This is a genomic window from Clostridium sp., assembly GCF_018372875.1.
Classification (GTDB): Bacteria; Bacillota; Clostridia; order Clostridiales; family Clostridiaceae; genus Clostridium.
In genome coordinates, this window is the sequence record NZ_JAHAIF010000029.1 from 1 (window position 1) to 25,992 (window position 25,992).

Below are 25,992 nucleotides of genomic sequence, written 5' to 3' on the forward strand. Positions count from 1 at the left end.
TTTGGAAATAAATACATATAAAGTTATGAATAAAATTTAAAATTATAAAAATAAGGCTGTATCAGCCTAAGGTAAAAAACCTTAATCTGATACAGCCCCCCAATTAACTTTATTATTCCCTGTCTAGGCTTCCCTTTTTAGTTCTTGTCTTTGAGTAAGCATAAATTAATAATGATCCTACTATTCCAACAGTAAGTCCATTTGAAACAAAAGCAACTGCTCCTTGAACAAATACTTTATTAGCTGGTTCTGCATAAGCAAGAACATCTAACCCTGGAGCTACTAAAAGCCAAGCTATAGCATTTCCTATTATTTGATAAATATTGAATCTAACAATATCCTTCTTATTAAATTCACCCTCATTAATACTTAATCTTTTGTATGCAAATCCAATTACTAATCCAACTACTGCTGAAGCTAAAATCCAGCTAAACCATGGTGATCCATATGTAGTTAAATCCTTTAATGTATGCCCTATAAATCCAATTGAAAAACCTGCAACAGGTCCATATAAAACTGCCATTAATGCTAGAAAGGCATATGCTGTTTCAATACTTGTATTTGGTATACCTGTTGGAATTGCTCCAAACCTTCCAAGTATCATAAACACAGCAGCACCTATACCTATAGCTACAATTGTTTGTATTCCTGATCTCCTATTCATATAAACTCTCCCTTAGTTTTAATTTATATATATTTTTCATAATATTCTATATTTATATACACAAAGATAAAAAGCTGACTTATGTCAGCTTTTTAATTAATTTTCTAAGAATGAAATTGCCTTAGTTGGACATTTAGTTGTACAAATCTTACAGTTAACACAGTTTTCATAATCAACCTTAGCTAAGAATCCATCAACTTTAACTGCACCCTTTGGACAATTCTTTTCACAAATTTTACATCCAATACATCCAGCTGAACAAGCATTCCTTACATCCTTACCAGCATCTTGTGAGTTACAAGCAACTCTTACCTTCTTATCATATGGAACAGCTTCAATTAATCCCATCGGACAAATATCTATACATGCTCCACACATTGTACACTTTTCTTTATCAACCTTTGCAATACCATCTACTATATGTAAAGCACCAAATTCACATACATTAACACAACTTGCAAGTCCTAAACATCCATATGAACACTTTTTAGCACCACCACCTACTAAAAGAGAAGCTTCTAGACAGTTAGTTACACCTTCATATTCATAATTTTGTTTAGCTTTTTCACAGTTACCAGCACACTTAACAAATGCTGTCATTTTAGCTCCAGTTTCAACTGAAACCCCTAAAACTTCACCTAATGCTTCTGCAACTGGTGCACCACCAACAGAACAAAGGTTAGGTTTTGCATCACCAGATGCAACTGCTTCTGCATAAGCGTCACATCCAGCATACCCACATCCGCCACAGTTTGCACTTGGAAGACATTCTCTAAGCTTTGGAATCTTTGGATCAACTTTAACTTCAAACTTCTTTGAAGCAAATCCTAGTAATATACCAAAAACTAATCCTAAGGCACCTAAGCTAAGTGCTGCATATAATATCCCCATCTATAAATACCTCCTAGTGAATTAATCCTTGGAAGCCTAAGAATGCTATAGCCATTAACCCTGCTGTAAATAGAGTTATTGGAAGACCTCTTAAAACTTCTGGTATATTCTTGTTGTTATCAATTCTTTCTCTAATGAATGATAATAAAACTATTGCAAGAGTGTATCCTGCAGCAGCTCCAATACCATTTACTAAAGCTTGTAATAAGTTATAGCTTTCTTGAATATTTAAAGAAGCCATACCTAAAACTGCACAGTTTGTTGTAATAAGAGGAAGGTAAACACCAAGAGCCTTATGTAAGCTTGGCATCATCTTCTTCATTGCCATTTCTATAAATTGAACTAACGCAGCTATAACTAGTACGTTAGCTATAGTTGATAAATAATTTAATCCTAATGGATCTAAAATTTTATTGTAAACTAACCATGACATAACTGATGCCACTACCATAACTAGTGTAACAGCCATCCCCATACCAAAGGCAGCATCCTTCTTCTTAGAAACTCCTAAGAATGAACAAATACCAAGGAACTTTGATAGTACGAAGTTGTTTACTAGCATAGCACTAATAAAAATTAAAAATAAACTCATCTATCTTCTCCACCTTTACTTATTTTCTTGTAGAACATCCACCGTTTCCACATCCAGAACAGCTTCCGCATCCACCTGCTTGCATTTCAATAACTTGCTCGTTATTTTTCTTAGCTTTCTTGATCTTTCTATAATTTAAGAAAGTAACTAGTCCACCTAATGTGAAGAAAGCACCTGGAGCAAGAATCATAATTGATGCTGGCTTATAACTTGCTGGCATTACTTGCATACCTAAAATTTGACCTGCACCTATTACTTCTCTGAATGCACCTATTAAGAAAAGAGCTACTGTAAATCCAAGTCCCATACCTATAGCATCAAAGATTGATGGTATTACTGGGTTCTTTGAAGCATAAGCTTCAGCTCTTCCTAAGATTACACAGTTAACAACTATAAGTGGAATAAATATACCTAGTGACTTATATAATGCTGGAACATATCCATGCATTAACATATCAACTATTGTAACGAATGAAGCAATAACTACTATGTACGCAGGAATTCTTATCTTATCTGGTACAAACTTTCTTATTGCAGAAATCATCATATTAGAAAATATTAAAACTACTGTAGAAGCTAGTCCCATACCTAAGGCATTTTCTGCACTTGTTGTAACCGCTAAGGTTGGACACATAGCTAATACTTGAACAAAAATTGGATTTTCAGTAATTATACCGTTTTTTAGTCTTTCAATTAACTTGTTCATTTTTATCCTCCTTATCTTTAGGTTACTGAGTTGCACTTGTAGTAGAGTCTACTTCTTCCTTAGGTGCTACCTCTTCTCCCTTAATGTTTTCTTTATAGAATCTTATTGCGTCATTTACTGCAGTAGCTACTGCTTTTGAAGATACAGAAGCTCCTGATACACCTTCAACTTGATTATCCTTTGATGGAGTTACTTTAACAATTTCTATATCTTCAGCAATTGGTAAGTCCTTTACTCTTTCCATAAAAGCAGGTTCTGTAATTTTAGCTCCAAGACCTGGCGTTTCAGAGTGAGCTAAAACCTTCATACCAGTAACCTTATCTTCACTTGAAATAGCAATAACTAATTCTACAGGTCCATGGAATCCTTTTGTTGTAACCTTAAATACATTACCTACTTTATTCCCACTTCCATCTAATGCATCATATACTTCATTAATAGTTTCATTTGTTTCTATTCCTTCAGTATCAGCAATTGATGAAGCAGCAGGTAATATAACCTTTAAATCTTCTTTACTAACCTTTGAATTTTCTAGGATGGCTTCAGCAGTTAATGAGTTAGCAAAACCTAAAAGCAAACCAGCTATTACTGTAATAGTTAATAAAATACCACCTAATTTTAAGTTTTCTTTCATTATTAAGCCACCTCCTTCTTAAACTTCTTAGTAGTGAAATATTCAATCATTGGAACTACTAAGTTCATTATAATAATTGCATAGTATGGTCCTTCTGGGTTATATCCAAGTACAGATATAACTGATGCTGTAACACCAAGACCTATACCAAATATGTATTGACCAACTCTAGTCATTGGTGAAGTTGCATAATCACTTGCCATAAATATTGCTGCAAAGAAGAATGCCCCTGAAAGTAATCCTTCCTTACCTAAGTAAAGGTTCATAGCATAACCTGAAACTAAGAAAGCAAGTGGAGCTCTTAAGCTTATTCTTCCTCTTAAAGCAAGGTATAAAGCTCCTACAGCTATAGCTAAAATAGAAGTTTCTCCAATGCTTCCTGAAGCTTGACCAATTATTTGATCCATTAAAGTAACAGTTTCTTCAACAACACCTGATGCTGCTGCAACTGAGTCTACTACAGGTTTTGCCATTACTCCTGCCCATGAAGCTATTAAGAAAGCCTTAGCAGCTGCTACTGGATGCATAAAGTTTTGACCAAGTCCACCAAAGAATTGTTTAACTACAATAATAGCAAAAATTGAAGCTATAACTGGTATCCATAATGGAACATGTGTTGGTAATATAAGCCCCATCATTAATCCTGTAACTATTGGACTTAAATCTGTTAAAAAACTAGTCTTCTTAACAAACTTGTTCCATAACATTTCTATAACTAGTGCTGATAAAGTCGATGCAACTAATATTTTAACTGCATCTTTTCCATAAAAATATATCCCTGCACCTGCTGCTGGAAGTAATGCAATAATCATATCAATCATTATCTTGTTGATAGAATTGTTACTTCTTATATGCGGAGCAGGTGAAATATTAATTTTTCTCTCCAAAATGTTCACTCCTTATCTTTTTTCTTTAGGAAATCCAAACTTTTACTTTATAAAAGCCTTTGCAGTAACAATCTTGTTCGCTACCTCTATCTTAGACGGACATACATAACTACATAAACCACACTCTATGCACTTATTTCCTCCAAACTTTAAGAACTCTTCTTTTTCTCCTCTTTCCCAAAGCTCCATAAGCTTTATTGGATTTAGCCCTTCAGGACAAGCTCTTAAACATTTTGCACATCTTATACATGGTGATTCACTTGCCTTTGTAGCATCTTTTGCGTTTAAGAAAAGTATAGCTTTAGCATTGTAAGATATTGCTGAATCCTCACTAAATTGAGGTAAACCTCTTAATGCTCCACCTACAACTACCTTACCTAATTCTTCTTTATTTCCACCTAATGTTTCTAAAACTTCATCTAAAGTAGTACCTAACTTAACCTTAAGTAAAACATTTTCTTTAACAGCAGAACCTGAAACAACAACATACTCATCTAAATGAGGTTGTCCACTTAAGAAACATTCTCCAAGATATACCAATGTTAAAATATCTTCAACTATAACATCTTCATTTTTTGCATCTTTACCAAAGAATTTAGAAATAAGTTCTTCTCTCTTTAACTCAATTGTCTTCTTTGACACACTCTTGCTATCAGCCTTTTTTATGTCTAAAGATACAAATAGCTTGTTTAAAACTTCTAAAGCTTTGTTTATTTCCTTTTCCTTAACATTTAAAAAATCATAATAAGCTATATTTGATTCATAACTAAATCCCTTAACTAATAGCTTATTTCCACTAAAAGCTCTGTACTTTAATGATAAAGGTACTCCAGTTTCATCTAACAACCCAAACTCTTGAATCTTATTTAATATTTCCTCTTTTGATAGCGAATTAATATTAACTTCCTTTTCTTCAAGTTTAGTATTTTCTGTCACTTCAACAACTACTGCTTTTGCCTTTTTCCCTTCAGTATTATAAGTATCTCTTATTTCTATAACACTTCCATTAACTGAGCTTAAAACAGGTATTGATAAATCTTCTTTTTCTTTACCAATTACACTACCTACAACTACTTCATCTCCCTTTTTAACTAGGGCTGTAGTATTAACTCCCTTTCCTTCTAAATAGAATACACATTGTTTAGTTGGATAAAGGGACTCTTCCTTTGATATTTTAGTCTGTTTAATTAAATTAAATAAACTCATATAAGTCCTCCTATTTTATGATTAACTTGAAACAAAGCTTTACATTTAAATTTTCGACTTGATTCCGCTTTATAGTAGTCCATTTGTCATTTTATCATCTTATATGATACTTAACAACTCATTGTTTTGTATTTAACACACATTTTTTTAAACTATTTTTAGAAAAATCAAAAAAGCACCTTAGAACATAGTTCTAAGGTACCTTATCTTAAACTCTTATATTTCAAATCTATTATACAGTAATATTTCCCACTGAATCTTTGTTATATAATTAACTATATTAATTGTATATTCTAATACTTCCTACCCCAACACTTATATCAAAAATATAGTCACTATTACCAGAAATAACCGCTTCATTTTCTATTGACCCTAATCCTGATTCTAATTTAATACTTATTGGTGAATTCTTTGGTATCTTAATATTACAACTACCAACCCCGCCATCATATATTAAATCTCCACCAACCTTCTTAATGTTCACATTTACCTCTCCAACGCCTCCGTTTATATGAATATCACCACTTCTATCTCCTGTTTCTACATTAACTTGCCCTACTCCACTATCTAAATCTAAACTATTAAAACATATGTTAGATAATGTTAGTTTTCCAGCTCCACCATCTATATTAATATCTTTTAAGTCTAGGTTATTAATATCAGCTTTTCCTGCCCCTTGATTAAAATCTAAATCCCCTTTAAAAGTTTTTGGTATCATTATATCTAACTTTGTATGTTCAATATTGTCACCTATATCTTTCTTACTTTCTTCTTTTATATATAGTGTATTGCCTCTTTTGTTAATTTCAAGGCCTTTGCTATAATCTCCAAGTTCACCTTTTATCTTTACTTCGCTTCCATCATATGCGTATAAATTAATTTCTGATGCTCCACTTTCAATCCATATTTCTTCAACTCCAGAAATAGATTCTATTTTATCAATTTTTGTTACAGTAGAGTTCACATCTTTAGCATTAGAGTTATTGCACCCTATAAAGAATACACCTAACATTACTGATGCTAAATAAAAACTTATTTTTTTCATAACTTCACCCCTCAGTATACATTATATCCCAATACACTACTTTTACTTTCTTAAAAAAATCTTATTTTTATTATAATAGCAAAAAAACTATACAAAATTTCCGTATAGTTTCTCTATCACCTGTACTTGATTTTCATTATCAGTTATTCTTCTAAAAAAATCACTTGAATATATGTCTAATATACTCAAATGGTCTATATATTAAAAGTCTTGGTCCTGAAAATCTCATTACCTTTTTTATTTTTTCCTTCATATCTTTCTTATAGCAATGAATTGGACATTTACTACAAGATGATTTTTTATCTCCAAACTTGCAAAAACTCAATCTTTTATGAGCATATTCTAAAAGTTCCTTACAATCATCACAAAGTTCATCCTTACACTTATGATTTTTTTCACAGTAAAGCCTAATCATTAATTCTACAATTTCTTTTTCCTTTTCTACTCTACTCATTTACATTCTCTCCTACAACTTTAATAGTCTTAATTTTAAATGTAAAGTAATATAACTTAAACAATATAACTACTGCCATTGCAATTCTTGCATGAAGATTATTTACAAAATACATAGCTGTAAGAATCATAGTATCTGCAAATAGTAATATACATACCTTTTGTTTTAAAGTCATAGCCCTATTATTCACAAAGTTCTCTAAGTGTTTTTTATATATTTTTGTTTCTTTAAACCACCTATCAAATTTGTCAGAACCTCTAACAAAACAAAATGATGCTAATAATAAAAATGGTGTTGTAGGTAATACTGGCAATATCACTCCAATTGCCCCTAATCCAAAAGATATTAATCCAACAATTATATAAAGCGATTTCTTTATCTTATTCATATCTATTTTTCCTTGAAGCCTAGACTCCCCACTAGGCTTCAAGGATCCTCCTTATTAAATTACTTCAGTTAACTTTTTATTTTCTAACTTTAAGGTTCTATTACATATAGAAGTTGTTGAATTTCTATGTGTAATTAATATTATTGTTTTATCCTTACAGTTTTCCTTAATTGCCTTTAATATAGCACCTTCATTTAACGTATCTAAGTTACTTGTTGGTTCATCAAGAATCATTATTTCACTATCTCTTAAGAAAGCTCTAGCTAGTCCAATTCTTTGCTTTTCACCAGATGATAAATTACCACCTAACTCTCCAACCTTAGTTTCATATCCATTAGGTAGAGTTTCTATAAATTCATGTATTGAAGCTTTCTTAGCTGCTTCTACTACTTCCTCTCTTGTTGCATCTAACTTAGCTACCTTTATATTCTCCTCAATTGTTTCATTGAAAAGATATGTTTCCTGACTCATTAGTGCCTCTACTTTTCTAAGTCCATATGTTGTAATATCCTTTAGGTTCTTATCTCCTAAAGATATTTCTCCTTTATTTACATAGAAGAATCTCATAAGAAGCTTAACTAGTGTACTCTTACCACTTCCACTTTCACCAATTATAGCTACCTTATCTCCCTTTTTTATATTTAAGTTAATATCTTTTAGTATTTCTTCTCTTCCTTCATACCCAAAGTTAACATTCTTATAAGAAATATCTACATTACTAACTTCTTCTTTTCCATCAACATCTTGAACTGCAGCTTCCTCATCTAACAGATTAAATAGCCTATCTGCTGAAGCAAATGTTTGTAAAAGGTTATTTGAAAGGTTACTTAAAGCAACAACTGGTCCAAAGGATGATGCTAGTATAAACACGCAAAGTATATATTGATCCATTGGAAGCGTTCCATTTTGAACAAAATCTCCCCCTACAAATACAAAGGTTAAAATTGCTATCATTATTGTTGTATCTGATAATGCTCTAATAAGGCCTTCATGATACTTAATTTTCTTTTGTTTGGTATTTAGAAGTTTAGAACTTTTACTTATTTCTTCCCCTCTTTCTTCTGAAACCTTATATATAAGTACTTCCTTTAATCCTCTTAAAGAATCTAAAAGATATGAATTAGCTTCTCCGAAAGTTTTTCTGTATTCTTCTCCAGCTTTCTTTCCATACTTTGAAGTAAAATATGGTATACAAAAACCTACTATAAAGAAGAATATTCCTCCTAGAATTCCTAGTGTTAAATTAATTGAACAAAGTATTATTGTAATTATTATATTAGTTATTATTGCAATTGATATTGGAGCAATAGTGTGAGCATAAAAAACTTCTAAAAGTTCAATATCTGCTGTAATTAAGGATACTAAATTTCCTTTACCCATTCTTTCAAGTTTTGCTGGTGCAAGCTTTCTTAGCTTAGTAAAAACCTTATCTCTTAAGATAACTAATATTTTAAATGCAATGTAGTGCCCTGAAAGTTGCTCTATATATCTAAGTGGCCCTCTTAAAATTGCAAATATAATCATTATCCAAATAGCAGTTTTCATTGCTACTCCTAGAGTACTTCCCACCATTTCTCCTATAGCAACTGCACCAAATGATGTAATTCCTATAGCTGCCAAAAATCCAAGTACACCAAAAGTTATAGTTATAAACATAAAAGGTAGTAATGGCTTTAATTCAAGAATAAGCCTACTCATTATTTTAAATCCTGATCTTCTTTCCATTACATCACACCCTTTCCTTCTAGTTCTTCTTGAATTGATACAAGATTAAAGTATTTATTCTTTTTATTCATAAGTTCTTCATGATTTCCTTCTTCAACTAAGTTACCCTTATCTAAAAGATAAATCTTATCTGCATTCTTAACATTAGCTAATCTATGAGATATAACTATTAATGTCTTATTATTTCTTAGTTTCTCTACTGAGTTCCAAATCATTTCTTCACTTTCAACATCAATATTTGAAGTTGCTTCATCTAAAATAAGTATTTCTCTATCAGACAGTATTGCACGAGCAAATGCTAATCTTTGCTTTTGTCCTCCAGATAAAAGAGAACCACCCTCTCCTACTTGAGTATCTAATCCATCATCTAATGAATATACAAATTCTTTTAAGTTAGCTACTTCTAATGCTCTATTAATTTCTTCAACTGTAGCATTCTTTTTCCCTATTAATAGATTATCTTTAATACTTCCATTAAATATGAAACTATTTGTAGATATAATAACCATCTTTTCATATAGATCTTTTAATGGAATTCTATTTATATCAATGCCATTAACTTTTATCTTTCCTTCATTTACTTTAAATGTATTTAAAAGTAGTGATGCAATGGTACTCTTACCACTTCCACTTTCTCCTACAATAGCTGTAAACTTATCTTTTTCAAACTTCATTGAAACATTATTTATTACATTTCTTTCACCATCATAGCTAAATGTTATATTGTCTACTTCTATATCAGCTTTATGGCTTAATTCTTTAGTAAAATCTTCTTTTCTTTCTTCTAATTCATCAGAATCTAATAATTTAAAAATTCTGTCACAAGCTGCCATACCATTCATTGCTATGTGGAAAAATGATCCTAAAAGTCTTAATGGTATAAAGAATTCTGAAGATAAAAGTATTATAATTATTGTTCCAGCTAAAGTAACTTGTCCATTATAAAACGCATTTAAAGTTATAATGCTTCCTAATGCTGCACCACCAAAAGCAACTAAATCCATAACATTTATAGAATTAAGCTGCATACTTAAAACCTTCATAGTTATTCTTCTAAAATTTTCAGCTTCATCATTCATCTTCTTATGTCTTTCTTCATCAATATTAAATACCTTTAAAGTTGTAAGACCTTGAAGATTTTCTAAAAAAGTATCTCCTAAGTTAGCATAGTTATTCCAGTAATCCTTAAGTATTCTTTTAGCTATTTTCATTATTGCAATAATTGAAACAGGTATTAAAGGAACACATACTAAGAAAACTATAGCTGCCTTTAATGATATAAATGAAAATAGTATAAATAATGTTATTGGCGCTAGTAATGCATAGAAGAATTGAGGTAAATATCTACCAAAATATACTTCTAGTTGCTCTACACCTTCAACAGCAACTTGCACTACTGAACTAGTTGATGTTACTTTATTATAATTAAGACCAATTCTTGTTAACTTTCCAAAAATCCCATCTCTAAGCTTTACCTTTACTCCTTCAGAAGCTTTATGGGAAAAATGACCGTAAGATAAGTTAGCAAATATTCTTATTAAAATTAGCATACCTAAGATAATTAATCTCAAAGTATTATTACCTAAGCTATCCCCAGTAAAAAGTTTTCCTATAAAATCTCCAACAATTAATATAATTCCTATATTACATAAAAGAGAAATCCAATTTGCCAGTACAGTTAGTACTATATATTTTTTTGACTCTTCACAATAATTTATAAGCCTTTTATTTATCATCATAAGCATTCACCTCGTAGTTTAATTGATAATAGCTTTCATTACCAAAGTAACTATATCACGGTTGATAATCATTTTCAATACCTTTTCTTTAATTAGTTAAAAAAGTGTAATAAATTTTGCTTTTATTGTTCCTTTATATTCTCCTATACCTAAATAAAGAAAGAAGAAGAAACTACACTGCAATTTCTTCTTCTTTCTTATCTTTCTTTATTTCTTCGCTATTTCCACCTTAAGCTTTTTCCCTTTAATAGTACTATCCTTAAGCTTATCTAAAACTATTTTACCTTTTCCATTGAGTATTTCTACATAAGATCCCATATCTCCAATTTCAATTATTCCTATATCTTCTGCGCTTACCCCATCTATATTAGATATTGTCCCTACAAAATCTACAGCTCTAATCTTTTTCTTCTTACCACCATTAAAATATAGTTTAGTTATTTCCTTATTAATATTTTTACCCTTACTCCCCTTCTTCTTAGCCTTCTTTTTTAGTACACTTTCTTCAGATTCTAAAAGTCTCTCATCTAAAGCTATTTCCCTTAAATTCTTTTGTGAAATCTTAAATCCTATATACTCTTCAATATCATTTAAGAATCTATCTTCATATGGAGTTACAAATGTTATGGCCTTACCACTTTTACCAGCTCTTGCTGTTCTTCCTATTCTATGTACATAAGATTCTTTCTCTAAAGGAACATCAATATTTATTACATGGGTTATCCCCTCTACATCAATTCCCCTTGATGCAATATCTGTAGCAACTAATATTCTAAAATCACCTTTTTTGAATCTTTCCATAGTAGATATTCTATCCTTCTGTAGCATTCCACCATGAATCTTATCAACAGAATACCCTAAACTATTTAGATAATCATATTCTACATCTACATTTTCTTTAGTCCTACAGAATATAACTGCTGTTTCTGGTTTCTCCTTTGCAAGTAGCATTCTTAAGTATTTTAATTTTTCTTCTCCCTTTACTCTAAACAAAATATTTTCAATTCTATCAACTACCAACCCATTACTTTCAACTTCAATATTAACTGGCCTATTTAAGTGCTTTGAGCATAGTTCCTGTATCTCTTCTGGTATTGTTGCAGAAAAAAGCATCGTTACTCTTTTTTTAGGAATTCTTCTAATAACACCTTCTACTTGTCTAATAAATCCCATATTAAGCATCTCATCTGCTTCATCAATAACTAAATATTTTATATTAGAAGTATTAAATGTTCCTCTGTCAATATGATCTAAAACTCTTCCTGGGGTACCTATTACAATATGAGTTTTTCCTTTTAACTCTTGTGCTTGATCTTTAAAAGGAGATTTCCCATAGACACTTACTCCCTTTATTCTCTTATATCTGCCTATGTTTTTAACATCTTCACCTATTTGTATAGCTAATTCTCTTGTAGGTGAAAGTATTAGTACTTGTGGATCATTTTCCTCCCATTTTACTTTTTCACATAAAGGAATTACAAAGGCTCCTGTTTTTCCAGTACCAGTTTGAGACTTTACAATTAAATCTTTATTAAACAACACTTCTGGTATTACCTTTTCTTGAACTCCTGTAGGTTCTTTATATTCTAAAACATCTAATGACTTCATTATTTCTTTACTTAATTTAAATTTTTCAAACTTATTAATCATGTTCTTTCTCCTTTGATTTTATAGTATTAGTCTAACCTATAATATATATTTTTTCTACAAAAAGAAAAAAGCTATATAAATAGCTTCTTCCTAGAACTTAATAGATATTGTTATACATTTCTAATAATTATATTACTACACTTAATAGTTACTCCTTAGCATAATCCCTTAATCTAAAACTTCCTGCTGTAAAGAATACTAAAGACATAAATATAATCACTATAGAAGGTACTATATATTGATTGTTTTGTACTATTTTTATCATCCAAGTAAATGGAGATATAATACTTAACTTTTCAATAATCTTAGGTACATTTTCAAAACTATCTAAATTCATGCTAACCATAGAAATTCCAAAACAAAGTAGCCCAAATATTACTGTAGCTAAACTTGTAATGATTGGATTCTTAAGCCATCTTGTTACACATACTACAATGGTAGTAGATATTAAACTACATAATACAATTACTAAAATTGTTGATAGAATATTATATGAATGTAGCCCTACTATTTTAGAAGTAATAAGAAATGTAATTGTACTTAAAATAGCCTGTAAAAAGAATATTGATAAGAATATTCCTCCTAGAATTTCATAATCCTTATTAGCTGTAGATATAGTTCTTTTTAATACTTTCTGATTTCTTAATTTTATTATATCTTCCGTTATTACCGACCCACCAATCATCATAAAGTAGCATATCATCATTAAAGTCATAATAAATTGAGAGTCATCTTCCACCACATTATCTTCTATAATTGTTTCTATATAATTAGTGCTTAATCCCTCTTTAACTTCTTCTTCAAGCTTGTTATTTATATAATTTTCTATAATTTCATCTCCAATTACAGAACCAATTCCCTCTTCTGTTTTATATACTTTTACTTCTGGTATTCTACCAGACTCTAAAGTCTCTCCAAAACCATTTTCTATAACATATATAGCTCCCACATTATTTTTTCTTAATTCACTATAATTATCCTCTGGAGTTCCTTCATATTCTTTAATTGTATATTTACTCTCTAGCTCATTTACTAATTCTTGAGAGTATGCAGAATTATCGTTGCATATTACTCCAATATGGCCACCACTCATATCATCTGGAGCCTTAGCCATACCAACTAATACAATCATAGGAAGTAAAAAAGAAATAGCCCACATTAAAGGGTTTTTTATATGTCGTTTCATATTAATAAAAATAACTCTTATTAAACGCATCTTCTTACCTCCTTAACCATGATTTCTTTTATCATTGATATTATAAAGAAAATTACTGATAATCCAAATAGAATTAATATAGAACTATATACTCCTTTTAATGTTCCATATAGAGTAAACCAATTAACTACTTTTATAATTAAATGTGTAACAGAAAATGATGATAATATGCTTTCTACGCCAGAGAACATTTCCATACTTGCTACTGGAATTAAAAACATTATTACCCCTACAATTTTTCCATATTTAGGACCAAATAAACTTAAAACCATTATGCTAATAGTTGACATAAATAAAGAACTTACTCCTAAAATTAATGTTAAAGAAAATATATTTCCTGTAAAATTAACTCTAGTAAATCTAAAGAATAATACATAAACACTCATAATTATAAAACAATATATAAAGTTAGTAGCTAAATCACTTATTAATAAACCTAGTCTACTTGTAGGAGTTGATCTAATCTTATTAGACAGATTTACTGATTGCTTTGAATAACTTCCTTCTATTAATCCATATATAAGCATTGTTACTACAAAACCTATCATTGATGAAGACATCATTCTATATGAAGAAATGTTTTCTTCCACATCAATTATTGTACTTTCTACAGCTTTATTATCATTTAATTTTTCTAATTCTTCCTGAGATCCCCCACTAAGTCCAACATACATCCCCTTATGATATTTATCTAATATAACTTTTAATGTTTCAATTGCTGTGTTTCTTTCATTATTATTTTTCTTAATTACAATATTTCCTTTATTTAATGATATTAGATTTTTTTCATATCCTTCTTTAATAATTAAATCACAATTACTATCTTCATTACTTATAGCAACTAGCTCCTGTATGTCCTCACTTTTTAAAAACTCTATTAAACTTTGTGACATCTTTGTTTTATCTTCATCCACAATACTCACCGTAACCTTTTTTAGTTTCAAAGGATTATCATGGGTGCTACCTTGCATAAATCCCATAACTCCTGCAAGTATTACAGGTAATAAAACAAAGTAAGCAATTGTAATTATTCCATTTGCAAACATTCCCTTCAAGGTTGTTTTTACATAATACATGGTTCTCATTGCCATTCCCCCTTAGTCTCTTAGATTTTTTCCTGTTAACGTTAAGAATACATCTTCTAACTTAGCTTCTTCATAACTTATTTTTTTGATAACTACATTTTCTTCTTCTAAGATATTTAGAGCATTTGCAAGTTTAAAATCACTATTTATAGTTAATGTTATTAAATTTTCACTATCAATAACTTTTAATATTCCTTCTATATTTTCTAATTTAAGTAATGCCTCGCCATTCATATTTGAAGCATCAATTATTACCTTGTTATTAGGAAAAACTGAACTTTTTATCTCTTCCTTATTTCCATAAGCTATTTCTTTTCCTAAATCAATAATAAATACTCTTTCACATAGTTCCTCAACTTCCTCCATATAATGAGAGGTATAAATAACAGTTGTTCCCCACTCTTTACATATCTTCTTTGTAAAAGTAAATATATGATTTCTAGACTGTGGGTCTACCCCAACAGTTGGTTCATCCATAATTAAAACCTTAGGATGATGCATTATAGCTGTAGCTATATTTAATCTTCTCTTCATTCCTCCAGAAAACTTCTTAACTTTTTGCTTTCTCTTATCTTCAAGTCCTGTTACCTCTAAAGCTTCTTTAATTCTTTCCTTTAAAAGCTTTCCTTTTAACCCATATAAAGCTCCAAAAAACTCTAAATTGTCATAAGCACTTAATTCTTCTAACAGTGCTATATCTTGAGGTACATATCCTATATTTTCTTTAGCTTTAATGCTTTCTTTTACTATGTCATAGCCACAAATTTTAACACTTCCACTATCAGGTACTAAAAGGCTTGTCATTATATTAATTAAAGTGGATTTTCCTGCTCCATTAGGACCTATGAACCCAAAAATTTCACCTTTATTAACTTCATAACTTATATTGTCTAAAACTAATTTATCATTAAATCTCTTAGTAACATTTTTAATTTCTATAATTGCCATAAAAAATACCTCCTTAAATTTCCTAATACCATAATAGAAAATCTAGGAGGTTTTATCCATATATAAAAGTCACTACCTAAATGACTTAAGTCATTATTCCATTTTTAAATGCGAATATAGCAATTTGAGTTCTATCTCTTAACTCTAGTTTAGATAATATATTTGTTATATTATTTTTTATTGTTCCTTCCGATAAAAATAATTCCTCTGCTATTTCTTTATTGCTTAATCCTCTTGCTATTCCTTCTATAATATTTATTTCCTTTTCAGAAAGGCAATATCTTTCTATATCCTTATTCTTTATTGTTGGGGATTTTGATATCATTTGGGATGCCACATCTGGATGAACTACCATATTCCCTTTATAAGCAGTCTTTACTCCTTCATAAATAACATCATAAGAACTATCCTTAAGCATGTATCCAAAAGCACCATATTTAAGAGCTTCATCTATATATTCCTTATCTTTAAATGTTGTAAGTATAATAACCTTAATCTTATTAAACTGATCCTTAATAAGCCTTGTCCCCATTACTCCATCACAATCTTTCATTCTTATATCCATAAGTACTATATCAATCTCTTTGGATTTACATATTTCTAATGCTTTAAATCCATTTTCACAAGTATCTACAACTTCAATATCCTCAAAAGTAGAAAGCATTATCTTAAGTCCATCTCTAATTAACTTTTCATCATCTACTATTAAAAGTTTTATTTTTTCCATCCTATATCTCCTTTTCCTTAGGAATAGTAATTTTTACAAAGAATCCATTATCTATAGATGATTTAATATCTACTAATCCATTCATTTCATTAACTCTTTCTCTTATACTCTTTAATCCAACTCCACTTTCTTGAATTGTATCAGTTCCTTTGCCATTATCCTTAAAAGATATTACAAAATCATCTTCAGTAAAATTCATAATTATATTTACCACAGTAGCCTTCCCATGCCTTAATGCATTAGATAAAACCTCTTGTGTTATTCTATATAAATTACCTACTTGCTTAGTAGATAAATTCCACTCTCCTTTAGAAACTATAACCTTAACATCTACCCCAGACATTTTCTTAAAATTTTTACAAACTTCTTGTATTCTTAAGACTCCTTGATAGTTATCATATTCATCTGGTTTTAATTCTTTAACAGCCTTCTTTACATCTTGAAAACTTTCATTTATAAATTCTCTCAAGTTTCCTGCCATTTCTCCAAGGCTACTTTTTTCTTTTTTCCCAATAGCCTCCATAGCAGATAATTGTATCATAGCTGTAGATAACGCATGTCCAACACTATCATGTATTTCTCTAGATATTCTATTTCTTTCTTTTAGTAAGGTTATTTCTTCTATAGACTGTACATATCCTTCTAATTCATTATTAGCCTCAATTAACTTCTCTTCTGAAACTCTTAATTTATCATAAAGCTTTTGTGCCTCTAGTTTTGTTGAATAAAGACGTTCAATATAATTCAAAAGTATAATAAACACTCCTAAAATAAATAAATTAACTATACCACTTTCAAAAGATTCATTGAATTTTTCTGTAATTCCTATTAGTACAGAAACTATAATAAAAACCCTTTTAATATATTTATTTTTTAATGTAAATACATCAATTATTGCACCTATTAAGTAAAAAAGTATCCAGCCCCCAAAACTCAATTGAGCAATAGGAATTAGCATAAACTCTAGTGCTATGGATATAATTTTTATTTTTTCGTTTTCAATGAAAAATACTCTAAGATTATTATTTATAATAATTAGTAAAATAAAAATCAAACTAAATAAGCTGTTATTTCCACTCTCACAAAACAGCTGATAAATTAAAAATATAAATACTATATATCTTACACCTAATAACTCTTTACTCTTATTCATAAAAATCTCCCAATTATATACTTTACCTATATAATACTATATATTTTATAAAATAGAGTAGTAGGAGAATAATTATTTTATTATCACCGAGTAATTTAACTGCCAATTCTGGACTTTCACCCTCTTGCTGTTTACAAAAAAAAGTATGGTTGTCTTCATAGACTTCCATACTTTTTAATTCTTTTACAAGTTGTAGAGTATTTCTTATCCAAATGGTAATCCACACCATACAACTTGTACAGCATGAGTTATTCTAAATCACTGAAAAACTCCGAAACTTTTCAGTACATTTCACTCTTATACTAAGCTTGTTTTTTCTTACATGTACATCCAATTAAAATAGTTGCTGCTCCAAGAACTAGTAGAATCCATACTACACCATTTGTTGTATCCCCAGTTTGTACATATTTATCATTTAAATCATTTGGTTTTTCATCATTTTCTGATGGCTCACTTGGTTTATTTGGTTCTGTTGGCTTTATGTCTACTTTTACTAATGCAGCAATTGCATTTTCAATTGATTCTGCCATTTTATCAACTTTTGCTTGTTCTGTAATATCTAACCCTCTAACTACTGCTTTTATAGCTTTTTCTACTCCTGAAAAATCTTTATAGTCTTTGGGATTTAAAGCATTTGCTTTCGCAATTGCTCTATCCACTTTACTATAATCTGCTTCTTTTACTTTTAATGCAGTTAATTTATCTTCTAGATTCTGTTTAGCATCTAACACATATCCTAATGTTTTATCTTTTTGTGTTCCTTTTTCTACTTCAGAAACAACTGTTTTAGCAGTTTCAACTTCTGCTTTTAATGCTTCTATACTATCAGCTGTATAAATAGTATTTAACATTTCTTTTTCTGCTTTTTCAATTACTTCTTTGAATGATGCTAAATCATATGGATCAAAATCATTTGGCACACCATTTACCTTAAGTTCAACAATATGATTTTCATCTCCACCATTTTTTACTCCTGTTCCATATAAACGTACATAACGTGCTTTTACAGAATCAGAATTTCTTAACGCTACTTCATTGTTATGATCAAATAATACTTTTCCATTTTCACTTTCTTGATATAAATCTTGACTTGGTTTTTCTCCTAGCTTGAAAATATCATTATTTTTATCATCACTTGCATAGAACAATACAGTTTTATCTTTAAAATCTTCCCTTTCAGATACAACTAAGGCTGTAGAATCGTATGTTCTGTTATTAGCCCAATAACGATATAATTCAACACTATTTATTTCTACAACTTCACCTAAGTCAACTGTTATATAAGATGGTTTACGGTGATTATCTTTTCCAAAAATAGCATAAGAATTAACATCAATTTTTCCATCTACCGCATTTGATAATGGACTTCCTGAGTTATCTACTTGAGTTTTATCATCTGCATCAAGCCATGCAGCAGATACCTCTTTTCCTAAAGATAAATTCATTTCTTTAATTGGAATTAATTTTTTGTATCCATTAAATAATGCATCATATGCTTCTTGTAAATTTGCACCTTCATTTTTTAACGCTTCTTCTGCAGATTTCAATAGCTCATCCATATTAGCAGCATTCCATGAATCTACACTATATAATTGTTTTTCAGCATTAAGTTTTTTCACTAATTCTGCTAATGTTGAAGTTGGTACTTCATCATACCCAAGGCTTCTACTGAATACTTTTACATCAGTTGCATTCTTTGCATAGATATCTGCTTTTTCAACATTGAAATTAATATTTTTTACATCATATGCAGATCCACTAACATTACCATTTACATAAACTTTAATCAAACCGTTATTTTCTTTTACTCCAGATATGACTGTTTCATATTTAGAAGAAACAACGCTAGAAGACGTTGCCTTTACACCATTTAATACAAAGTAAGGATGTCCGTCTTTATCAATTCCTAATTCATAAGAATCTCCTTGTTTTACAACTGCAATATTTTTCTCATCAGTTTTAACGCTTGCACTTACACTAAATCCATCCTTACCACTTACACTCCTATCTTCTTTGGAAATAACTTCTTCTTTAGCTACAGATTCTTTTTGAGCAATTATATAATTACTGTAGTATGTGTAAGAAGATGTATCATTTAATTCATTTTTAGCCATATCACATGCTTTGGTTGCTTTTACTTCAACCTTTGCTCCATCTTGCATAGCACTATCTAATGTTAAATTGAAAGTGCGTAAATCTGCTACTTTTTCAACTTCTGCATTTACAACTTTTCCATTTACTTTCACTTCAAAATTAATATCATCTGCCATTAAGTGTTCACTTGCACTTACTTGTAATGTTTTATCATCTTTTGCAAATACTTTTGTTAATGTAGGAGCAATTGTATCTTTTGTTTTTGATAAGTTCCATATTTGCGTTTCACCTGGTTGTAATGTTACTGAAATTTCTTCTCCTTTTTTATACATATCTTTAGAAGCACCTAATTTACCTTCTACTGAATATGCATGTTCTATTGTTTTATAATAATCTCCTTCCACAGTTGCACCAATTGCATCATCCAATATGAACGTAATTGTTTTTTCTACAGCTGCCGGGTTACGCATAGAAATTATTCCTTCATCACCATCAAAACAAGAGAATCCATATGCTTCTTGAGTTCCAGCATCCCCTGTTGGACTTCCAGTTAATGTAGCAGTAGAAGAAGGAGTTTTTCCAATCATTTTTGCATTTCTTAATTTACTGAAGTTTGCTTCTGCCCACTCTAAGAAATCTGCATTAATTAAGTATTTTTCTTCATCAAAAATAGAATCAGAGTAATATAATTCCCAAAATGCAGTTCCTCTTGTTCCTTGCATAAACAAGTAATTTCTAAATTGATCACCATTCATAGAATTTGCTGTAATACCAGTTCCTTCTTTTCCATAAATAGGATCATGGTTATAAATGTTTGCTAGTGGGAATTGGAATTCATGGTTTACAATAAAATCGTAGTATGCTCCATCACGGTATGTTAACATAGTATCCATCTTATTGTTTAAGTTTGAATTACCATTAGTTCTTTCTCCACGGTCAGCAACACATTGTAACCATACAGAGTTTGCCCATTGTAAATACCATGGACTTGGATTTACATAACATGTCAACGAAATCCATAGGTTTTCAATGTTATATTCCTTTTCTGCTAAACGAACATTTTTCATTAAAGAAATCCATTTTTCCCAAAGATCAGTTACATGATACATTCCATTTTCACCACCATACATATGATGATGTTCTTCATCATATCCTACAACACCTTTTCCTTGTGGGAAAGCATTGAACTGAGCACTATCTGCAAATCCATCCCATTTCCAATAGTTAACTTTAAACCTTTTCATCCAGTCAATAGCCATTTCTTCAAATTTTTTAACATACCTATCATCGGCTACGTCAATAGATCCTCCAGCTTTACTTCCATTTCCAGCTTTTTCAATAATAGTAGCTAAATCTCCATAGTAATTGTATCCACCACGTGGTCCAATCCAAACTCCAAAATTAGAGCCAAAATTTTGAACTAGTTGGCTAGAAGGAGTCAATTCATTAGGAAATTTAGAGTTAAATGTCCAGAATCCATCTTCGTTAACATCATCTTTTCCATTTCTTTCAATATCAACTTGGCTGTTTAACTCCCCTTTTGCTTTACGGTAAATATTCCATCCATCATCTACAACATAAGAATCTAGTGGACGGACTCCTGTATTTGATAAATGTTTATCAACTGCATAAAAAGAAGATATTATGTTTTCATCTGTAATTCTCATCATGTTATCAAACCATGAATTATATTGGATTCTAAATTCAGATGGTGTTGCTATAGAATCAATGTACTTAAAGAAATCTTGTTGTATTACATTACGGTTATCTCCATTACTGTGTGTAGCTCCAAGAACTGTTTGCCAACTCACATATTTACCTGTTTTACTTAACTGCCCATCTCTTTTAAAATCTTCAAAGTTTTTTCCAGTAAAGTAACGCATACGTCCAAGTCCATCTACAATCTGAGTATCTGTAGCTGGGAACTCGGATCCTACAAACAATCCGTTAACATAAATAGGTTGTCCTAAATTTGCTTTTGTAGCATCCATTTGCACTACTCCACCTTTATTGGTTGGAATAGTCCATTTTTTATCTTCTTCCTTTGTTACAAAATGTTCTCCATCAATATAGTCAATTCGTATATTTTTATCAGAACTATCTAATTCAATAAATTTACGCATGAAGTGATCTCCATCATACATAACAACTTTTTCAGTTACTTGCAATTTACCTGTTCCAAATGTAATTGGTTTAAATGAAAAAGTAATCATTTGTCCTTTTTTTGCCACTCCATTAATAGTAGCTTGAGTTTTAGAAACATCTGTTTTTTCTAACTCTAAATCACTTGTTTTTATAACAGGTGCTGTACTCTCTGGAATAGAATCAAATTTTTCTTTATATAAGTCAATTTCTGTTCCAGCAGCATGCTTATTTTGCCCTTTTGAAGAAATAACTTCAAATCCTATATATCTGCCATTTTGTACTTCATCGAAAGAGGTATAAATAAACTTAGGTTTTCCGCTTTCATCATATGCACCAGTATATTGAAACTCTCCTTCCTTTTTCAAGCTTTCCGTCTTAAATAAACTATCTTTATCATCACTTACATAAAGTTTATACTTTTCCACATTACCATTTGCTGTTTCTCCTTCTAAACGAGGACGATACCCAAATGTCTGGAAAGTTGTATTTTGTGCATCTTCGCCACGATCTAAAGTAAGTTGAACTGGTAATTTTGATACTTCTCCTTCACCCTTACCATAGTTTGAATGATAATGTGATTCTAAATCACCATCAATAAGTGCTGAATACCCTTCTCCTTCTTGTTTAGAAACGCTATTTCCTTCTATTTTCCATCCTGATTGAGAATTTTGTGATTGTTTTGGTTTTATACTTGTTAATTCATTTTCTGGTTCTACTCGATTTAGTTCTACTAATGACTGAATAAAAAATTCTTCAGATCCTGTTTGTGGAACAAAAGTTGAATTACCTAACAAGTTTTTTATTTCTTTAGTAGAAAGTTTTTTATTGGAAATATCAAATATTCTTTCAATTGAATCGTTTCCAATTTTAATAATATTTCCTTTGCTTTCCACCTTTACTTCCCCATACACTTCATTTTCCTTCGCATGTGCAATGGGAGAAACTGCATAAACACTGGTGATAGCTACCAAAAGCGTGGCTATTGATTTTACTAGTCTTGGTTTCATACGTTTCACTCTCCTTTATTAAATAAACAAAGCAACTTTCCTTCCATCTATTTTTGCACATCATCTATTTTTCTCTTTCAAAAACATTTCTGGAAAGCACTTTATATTTACATAAATATGATAAATGAAGTTAAAGTAGCTTGTATATACCAAAAATAGTAATACTTTTACACTTTTTAACTCTTCGGTAATCGATTATATTTCTTTAAAATCCTAACCATATACAACAATATTATTCTATTATTTTAAGAATTTTTATTCTATATAAATTTGTATTATGCATAATAAAAGATGTATATAAAACAACCTTGAAACTTAAATACTAGAATTCAATTTATTGACTTCAAATCGAGTAGGAGGTAGATAATTACTTTATCTACCGACCTCTCACACCACCGTACCTACAATGTCGTCAACTTAAGAAAAAAATAAAAATTAAATATAAAAAACACTTGACAATATACGGAAAATTATCATTCTCAAATACTGTTCATCTTATTTGCTCCGCATTACGTAAATCTATTTCATTTGAAATTGATAATTTTATTGAATAAAATAAATACATAATTTAAAATTCACTTTATCCAGCGGATTTATTTAGTGTACCATTTTTAATTATAATTCAAATAAAGTAGATAAAAATAATTTTAAAGTACACTATTATTAGCTACTTTAATGCACTAAGTTGACGACATTGTTCGTCCGCTATCGCGATTAGCGGAGTTACTATGACTTCTGCTGACTTCTGATAGTTCAGTTACATATCGCTTAAGCTAATTGTTGGCATTATCCCCCCCATATCGGACTTCCACCGACTAGCACGTGCCCATGTTGGGCACACAAGAAAGAGCTGTTACAAAACTTATAATAGTTTTTATAACAACTCTTTTTGATCTAATATGCTATTTTAATTTAATTAACAGTTCTTCTATATCTAATCCATGAACCATACAAGCCTCTCCTAATGTTTCTCCTTGAGAAGATGGACATCCAAGACAATGCATTCCTGCAGACATTAATACACTTTCTGCATTTGGATTCATTTTTAATAGATCAGCAATAATTGTATCTTTTGTAATTTCAGTACTTTCTAAACTTTCTTTGAAGAACATGTTAATATCTTCTTCTACTGTTGAAACACCTCCAATTCCGAAGTTTTCTACTAATACTTTTGCTACATTTGGAGAAAGGAAAGCAGGTAATGTTGGACCTAAGTGAATTTCTTTTACTCCAAGATATAATAATGATAGTAATACAATTACAGCTTTTTGCTCATACCAAGCTATATTATAGATAATTGGTAATTCATTAATATCAGCTAGTCCAAATACCTCTTTTAACTTAAGAGCAATTAATGCTAATGAATAAGAGTCATTGCATTGACCAGCATCTAATACTCTTGGAATGCCATTAATATCACCTAAGTTTAATTTGTTATATTTATATTTTGCACAACCTGCAGTTAAAATAACTGTGTCCATTGGAAGTGCTTTTGCAAAATCAGTATAGTAGTTTCTCTTAGAAGCTCTGCCGTCACAACCAGCCATAACTACAAATTTCTTGATTGCTCCTAATTTTACCGCCTCTACTACAGTGTCAGCAAGGGCAAATACTTGTTCATGAGCAAATCCACCTATTATTTCACCTGTTTCAATTTCTGTTGGAGCTGCACATGTTTTTGCTAATTCAATAATTTCAGAGAAATCTTTATTAGATCCAGCTTCACCTTCGATATGTTTACATCCTGTAAAACCTGCTGCACCTGTTGTAAACATTCTATTCTTATAAGATTCCTTTGGAGGAACAATACAATTTGTTGTCATTAAAATTGGTCCATTAAATGATTCAAATTCTTCTTTTTGTTTCCACCAAGCATTACCATAGTTACCTACTAAATGAGGGTATTTCTTTAGTTGTGGATAGTAGTGTGCTGGTAACATTTCTGAGTGTGTATAAACATCCACCCCTGTACCTTCTGTTTGAATTAATAGCTGTTCAATATCTGCTAAATCGTGACCAGATACTAATATACCAGGATTTTTGCCAACACCTATATTTACCTTTGTAATTTCTGGATTTCCATAAGTAGATGTATTAGCCTTATCAAGTAATGCCATACCATCAACACCTACTTTACCTGTTTCTAATGTTAATGCTACTAATTCATCTACTGTTAAAGAATCATCTAATAATTTTGATAATGTTTCTTGCATAAATGCATCTATTTCTTCATTATCATGTCCTAATGCATTTGCATGCTTAGAGTATGCAGATAAACCTTTTAATCCATAAGTTATTAATTCCCTTAAAGAACGAATATCTTCATCCTTAGTTGCTAGCACACCAACTTCCTTAGATTCTGCTTTTTCCTTTAACATTGCATTTACTTCTTTACCATCATTGTTTCCTGAAACTATATTCTTAAGTGTATTTAAAAATCCATCATTTTTACTTTCTTTCACATCCCAAATTGCTGCTTCAGATAATCCTTCTTTATTTGAAAGCTTGTCTAATAATTCATTTTTCTTTGATAATGTTTCCTTAACTCTTTCATAAAATACTTCATCATCAAAGTTTGCATTTGTAATTGTTGTAAATAAATTTAAAGTTACATAATGATTTATATCTTTAGATACTTCTTTTCCTTCTTTACGTAATCTTGTTGTAACTTCTGATAAACCTTTTGTTACATATATTAATAAATCTTGCATATTGGCTAAATCAGCACTTTTACCACATACACCAACTTTTGTACATCCTTTATTTTGAGCAGTTTCTTGACATTGCATACAGAACATATTTTGACTCATATTCTTATCTCCTTTACTTTTCTATTTATTATCTGAGTTAATAATACATTTAAATAAAAAATGAGTCTGTAACAAATGTTACAAACTCATTTTTTTATTTATAGGAAAATATAAAATCAAGGATAATAATTCTATATTTTCCTTACCTTTAGTATGAGTGGGGTGGATATTTGTTTTGATGTGACTTGGAGGGCAGCGACGGAACAAGCAAAATAAATATCCACCC

20 protein-coding genes are annotated in these 25,992 nt (G+C 30.2%); all 20 read right to left on the reverse strand.

What is annotated here, in order from left to right; translation table 11 throughout:
* Nucleotides 1-112: 112 nt before the first annotated feature.
* The 20 genes from KIB46_RS10410 to hcp all read right to left on the reverse strand — a co-directional run bounded on the left by KIB46_RS10410 (nucleotide 113) and on the right by hcp (nucleotide 25,766).
* Nucleotides 113-664 (reverse strand): ECF-type riboflavin transporter substrate-binding protein, encoded by a 552-nt coding sequence (locus KIB46_RS10410; RefSeq protein WP_291671760.1) that lies wholly within the window; start codon nucleotides 662-664, stop codon nucleotides 113-115.
* Between the two features lie 96 nt (nucleotides 665-760).
* Nucleotides 761-1,555: an RnfABCDGE type electron transport complex subunit B gene (locus tag KIB46_RS10415; protein ID WP_156558720.1), complete on the reverse strand. Its 795-nt coding sequence runs from the start codon at nucleotides 1,553-1,555 to the stop codon at nucleotides 761-763.
* Between the two features lie 13 nt (nucleotides 1,556-1,568).
* Nucleotides 1,569-2,147: an electron transport complex protein RnfA gene (locus tag KIB46_RS10420; protein WP_027097385.1), complete on the reverse strand. Its 579-nt coding sequence runs from the start codon at nucleotides 2,145-2,147 to the stop codon at nucleotides 1,569-1,571.
* Nucleotides 2,148-2,166: 19 nt separating this feature from the next.
* Nucleotides 2,167-2,853: an electron transport complex subunit E gene (locus KIB46_RS10425; RefSeq protein WP_027097384.1), complete on the reverse strand. Its 687-nt coding sequence runs from the start codon at nucleotides 2,851-2,853 to the stop codon at nucleotides 2,167-2,169.
* Between the two features lie 22 nt (nucleotides 2,854-2,875).
* Nucleotides 2,876-3,487 carry an RnfABCDGE type electron transport complex subunit G gene (locus KIB46_RS10430; RefSeq protein ID WP_156558719.1) on the reverse strand — a complete coding sequence of 204 codons (612 nt, stop codon included), beginning with the start codon at nucleotides 3,485-3,487 and terminating at the stop codon, nucleotides 2,876-2,878.
* Between the two features lie 2 nt (nucleotides 3,488-3,489).
* Nucleotides 3,490-4,383 (reverse strand): RnfABCDGE type electron transport complex subunit D, encoded by an 894-nt coding sequence (locus tag KIB46_RS10435; protein ID WP_291671762.1) that lies wholly within the window; start codon nucleotides 4,381-4,383, stop codon nucleotides 3,490-3,492.
* Between the two features lie 33 nt (nucleotides 4,384-4,416).
* Nucleotides 4,417-5,580, reverse strand: a complete 1,164-nt coding sequence (locus KIB46_RS10440) for a 4Fe-4S dicluster domain-containing protein (RefSeq protein WP_291671764.1) — start codon at nucleotides 5,578-5,580, stop codon at nucleotides 4,417-4,419.
* Nucleotides 5,581-5,860: 280 nt separating this feature from the next.
* The gene (locus tag KIB46_RS10445) at nucleotides 5,861-6,625 is read right to left on the reverse strand and encodes a DUF4097 family beta strand repeat-containing protein (RefSeq protein ID WP_291671766.1); all 765 of its coding nucleotides are present in this window, start codon (nucleotides 6,623-6,625) and stop codon (nucleotides 5,861-5,863) included.
* Between the two features lie 160 nt (nucleotides 6,626-6,785).
* Complete coding sequence (locus KIB46_RS10450; protein ID WP_156558715.1) at nucleotides 6,786-7,079, reverse strand: nitrous oxide-stimulated promoter family protein; 294 nt, start codon at nucleotides 7,077-7,079, stop codon at nucleotides 6,786-6,788.
* Nucleotides 7,072-7,467, reverse strand: coding sequence for a YbaN family protein (locus KIB46_RS10455; RefSeq protein WP_156558866.1), 396 nt, complete (start codon nucleotides 7,465-7,467; stop codon nucleotides 7,072-7,074). The genes KIB46_RS10450 and KIB46_RS10455 overlap by 8 nt, the downstream gene beginning before the upstream one ends.
* Nucleotides 7,468-7,521: 54 nt before the next feature.
* Nucleotides 7,522-9,192 carry a thiol reductant ABC exporter subunit CydC gene (gene cydC, locus KIB46_RS10460; protein WP_291671768.1) on the reverse strand — a complete coding sequence of 557 codons (1,671 nt, stop codon included), beginning with the start codon at nucleotides 9,190-9,192 and terminating at the stop codon, nucleotides 7,522-7,524.
* Complete coding sequence (locus KIB46_RS10465; protein WP_156558713.1) at nucleotides 9,192-10,931, reverse strand: ABC transporter ATP-binding protein/permease; 1,740 nt, start codon at nucleotides 10,929-10,931, stop codon at nucleotides 9,192-9,194. The genes cydC and KIB46_RS10465 overlap by 1 nt, the downstream gene beginning before the upstream one ends.
* Before the next feature lie 207 nt (nucleotides 10,932-11,138).
* Nucleotides 11,139-12,581 carry a DEAD/DEAH box helicase gene (locus KIB46_RS10470; RefSeq protein WP_156558712.1) on the reverse strand — a complete coding sequence of 481 codons (1,443 nt, stop codon included), beginning with the start codon at nucleotides 12,579-12,581 and terminating at the stop codon, nucleotides 11,139-11,141.
* Nucleotides 12,582-12,729: 148 nt separating this feature from the next.
* Nucleotides 12,730-13,797, reverse strand: coding sequence for an ABC transporter permease (locus KIB46_RS10475; protein WP_291671771.1), 1,068 nt, complete (start codon nucleotides 13,795-13,797; stop codon nucleotides 12,730-12,732).
* On the reverse strand, nucleotides 13,788-14,882 hold the full coding sequence (locus KIB46_RS10480; RefSeq protein ID WP_291671773.1) for an ABC transporter permease: 1,095 nt from the start codon (nucleotides 14,880-14,882) through the stop codon (nucleotides 13,788-13,790). Before KIB46_RS10480 ends, KIB46_RS10475 begins: the two co-directional genes overlap by 10 nt.
* Before the next feature lie 12 nt (nucleotides 14,883-14,894).
* Nucleotides 14,895-15,830, reverse strand: a complete 936-nt coding sequence (locus KIB46_RS10485; RefSeq protein ID WP_291671776.1) for an ABC transporter ATP-binding protein — start codon at nucleotides 15,828-15,830, stop codon at nucleotides 14,895-14,897.
* Nucleotides 15,831-15,915: 85 nt separating this feature from the next.
* A complete protein-coding gene (locus KIB46_RS10490; protein WP_156558708.1) occupies nucleotides 15,916-16,557 on the reverse strand; it encodes a response regulator transcription factor in 642 nt (213 codons plus the stop codon).
* A 1-nt stretch (nucleotide 16,558) separates the two neighbouring features.
* On the reverse strand, nucleotides 16,559-17,710 hold the full coding sequence (locus tag KIB46_RS10495) for a sensor histidine kinase (RefSeq protein ID WP_156558707.1): 1,152 nt from the start codon (nucleotides 17,708-17,710) through the stop codon (nucleotides 16,559-16,561).
* 302 nt (nucleotides 17,711-18,012) lie between these two features.
* Nucleotides 18,013-22,956 (reverse strand): hypothetical protein, encoded by a 4,944-nt coding sequence (locus KIB46_RS10500; protein ID WP_291671779.1) that lies wholly within the window; start codon nucleotides 22,954-22,956, stop codon nucleotides 18,013-18,015.
* A gap of 902 nt (nucleotides 22,957-23,858) precedes the next feature.
* Entirely contained in the window at nucleotides 23,859-25,766 is a 1,908-nt protein-coding gene (gene hcp, locus KIB46_RS10505) for a hydroxylamine reductase (protein WP_291671782.1), read from the reverse strand.
* Between the last annotated feature and the right edge of the window lie 226 nt (nucleotides 25,767-25,992).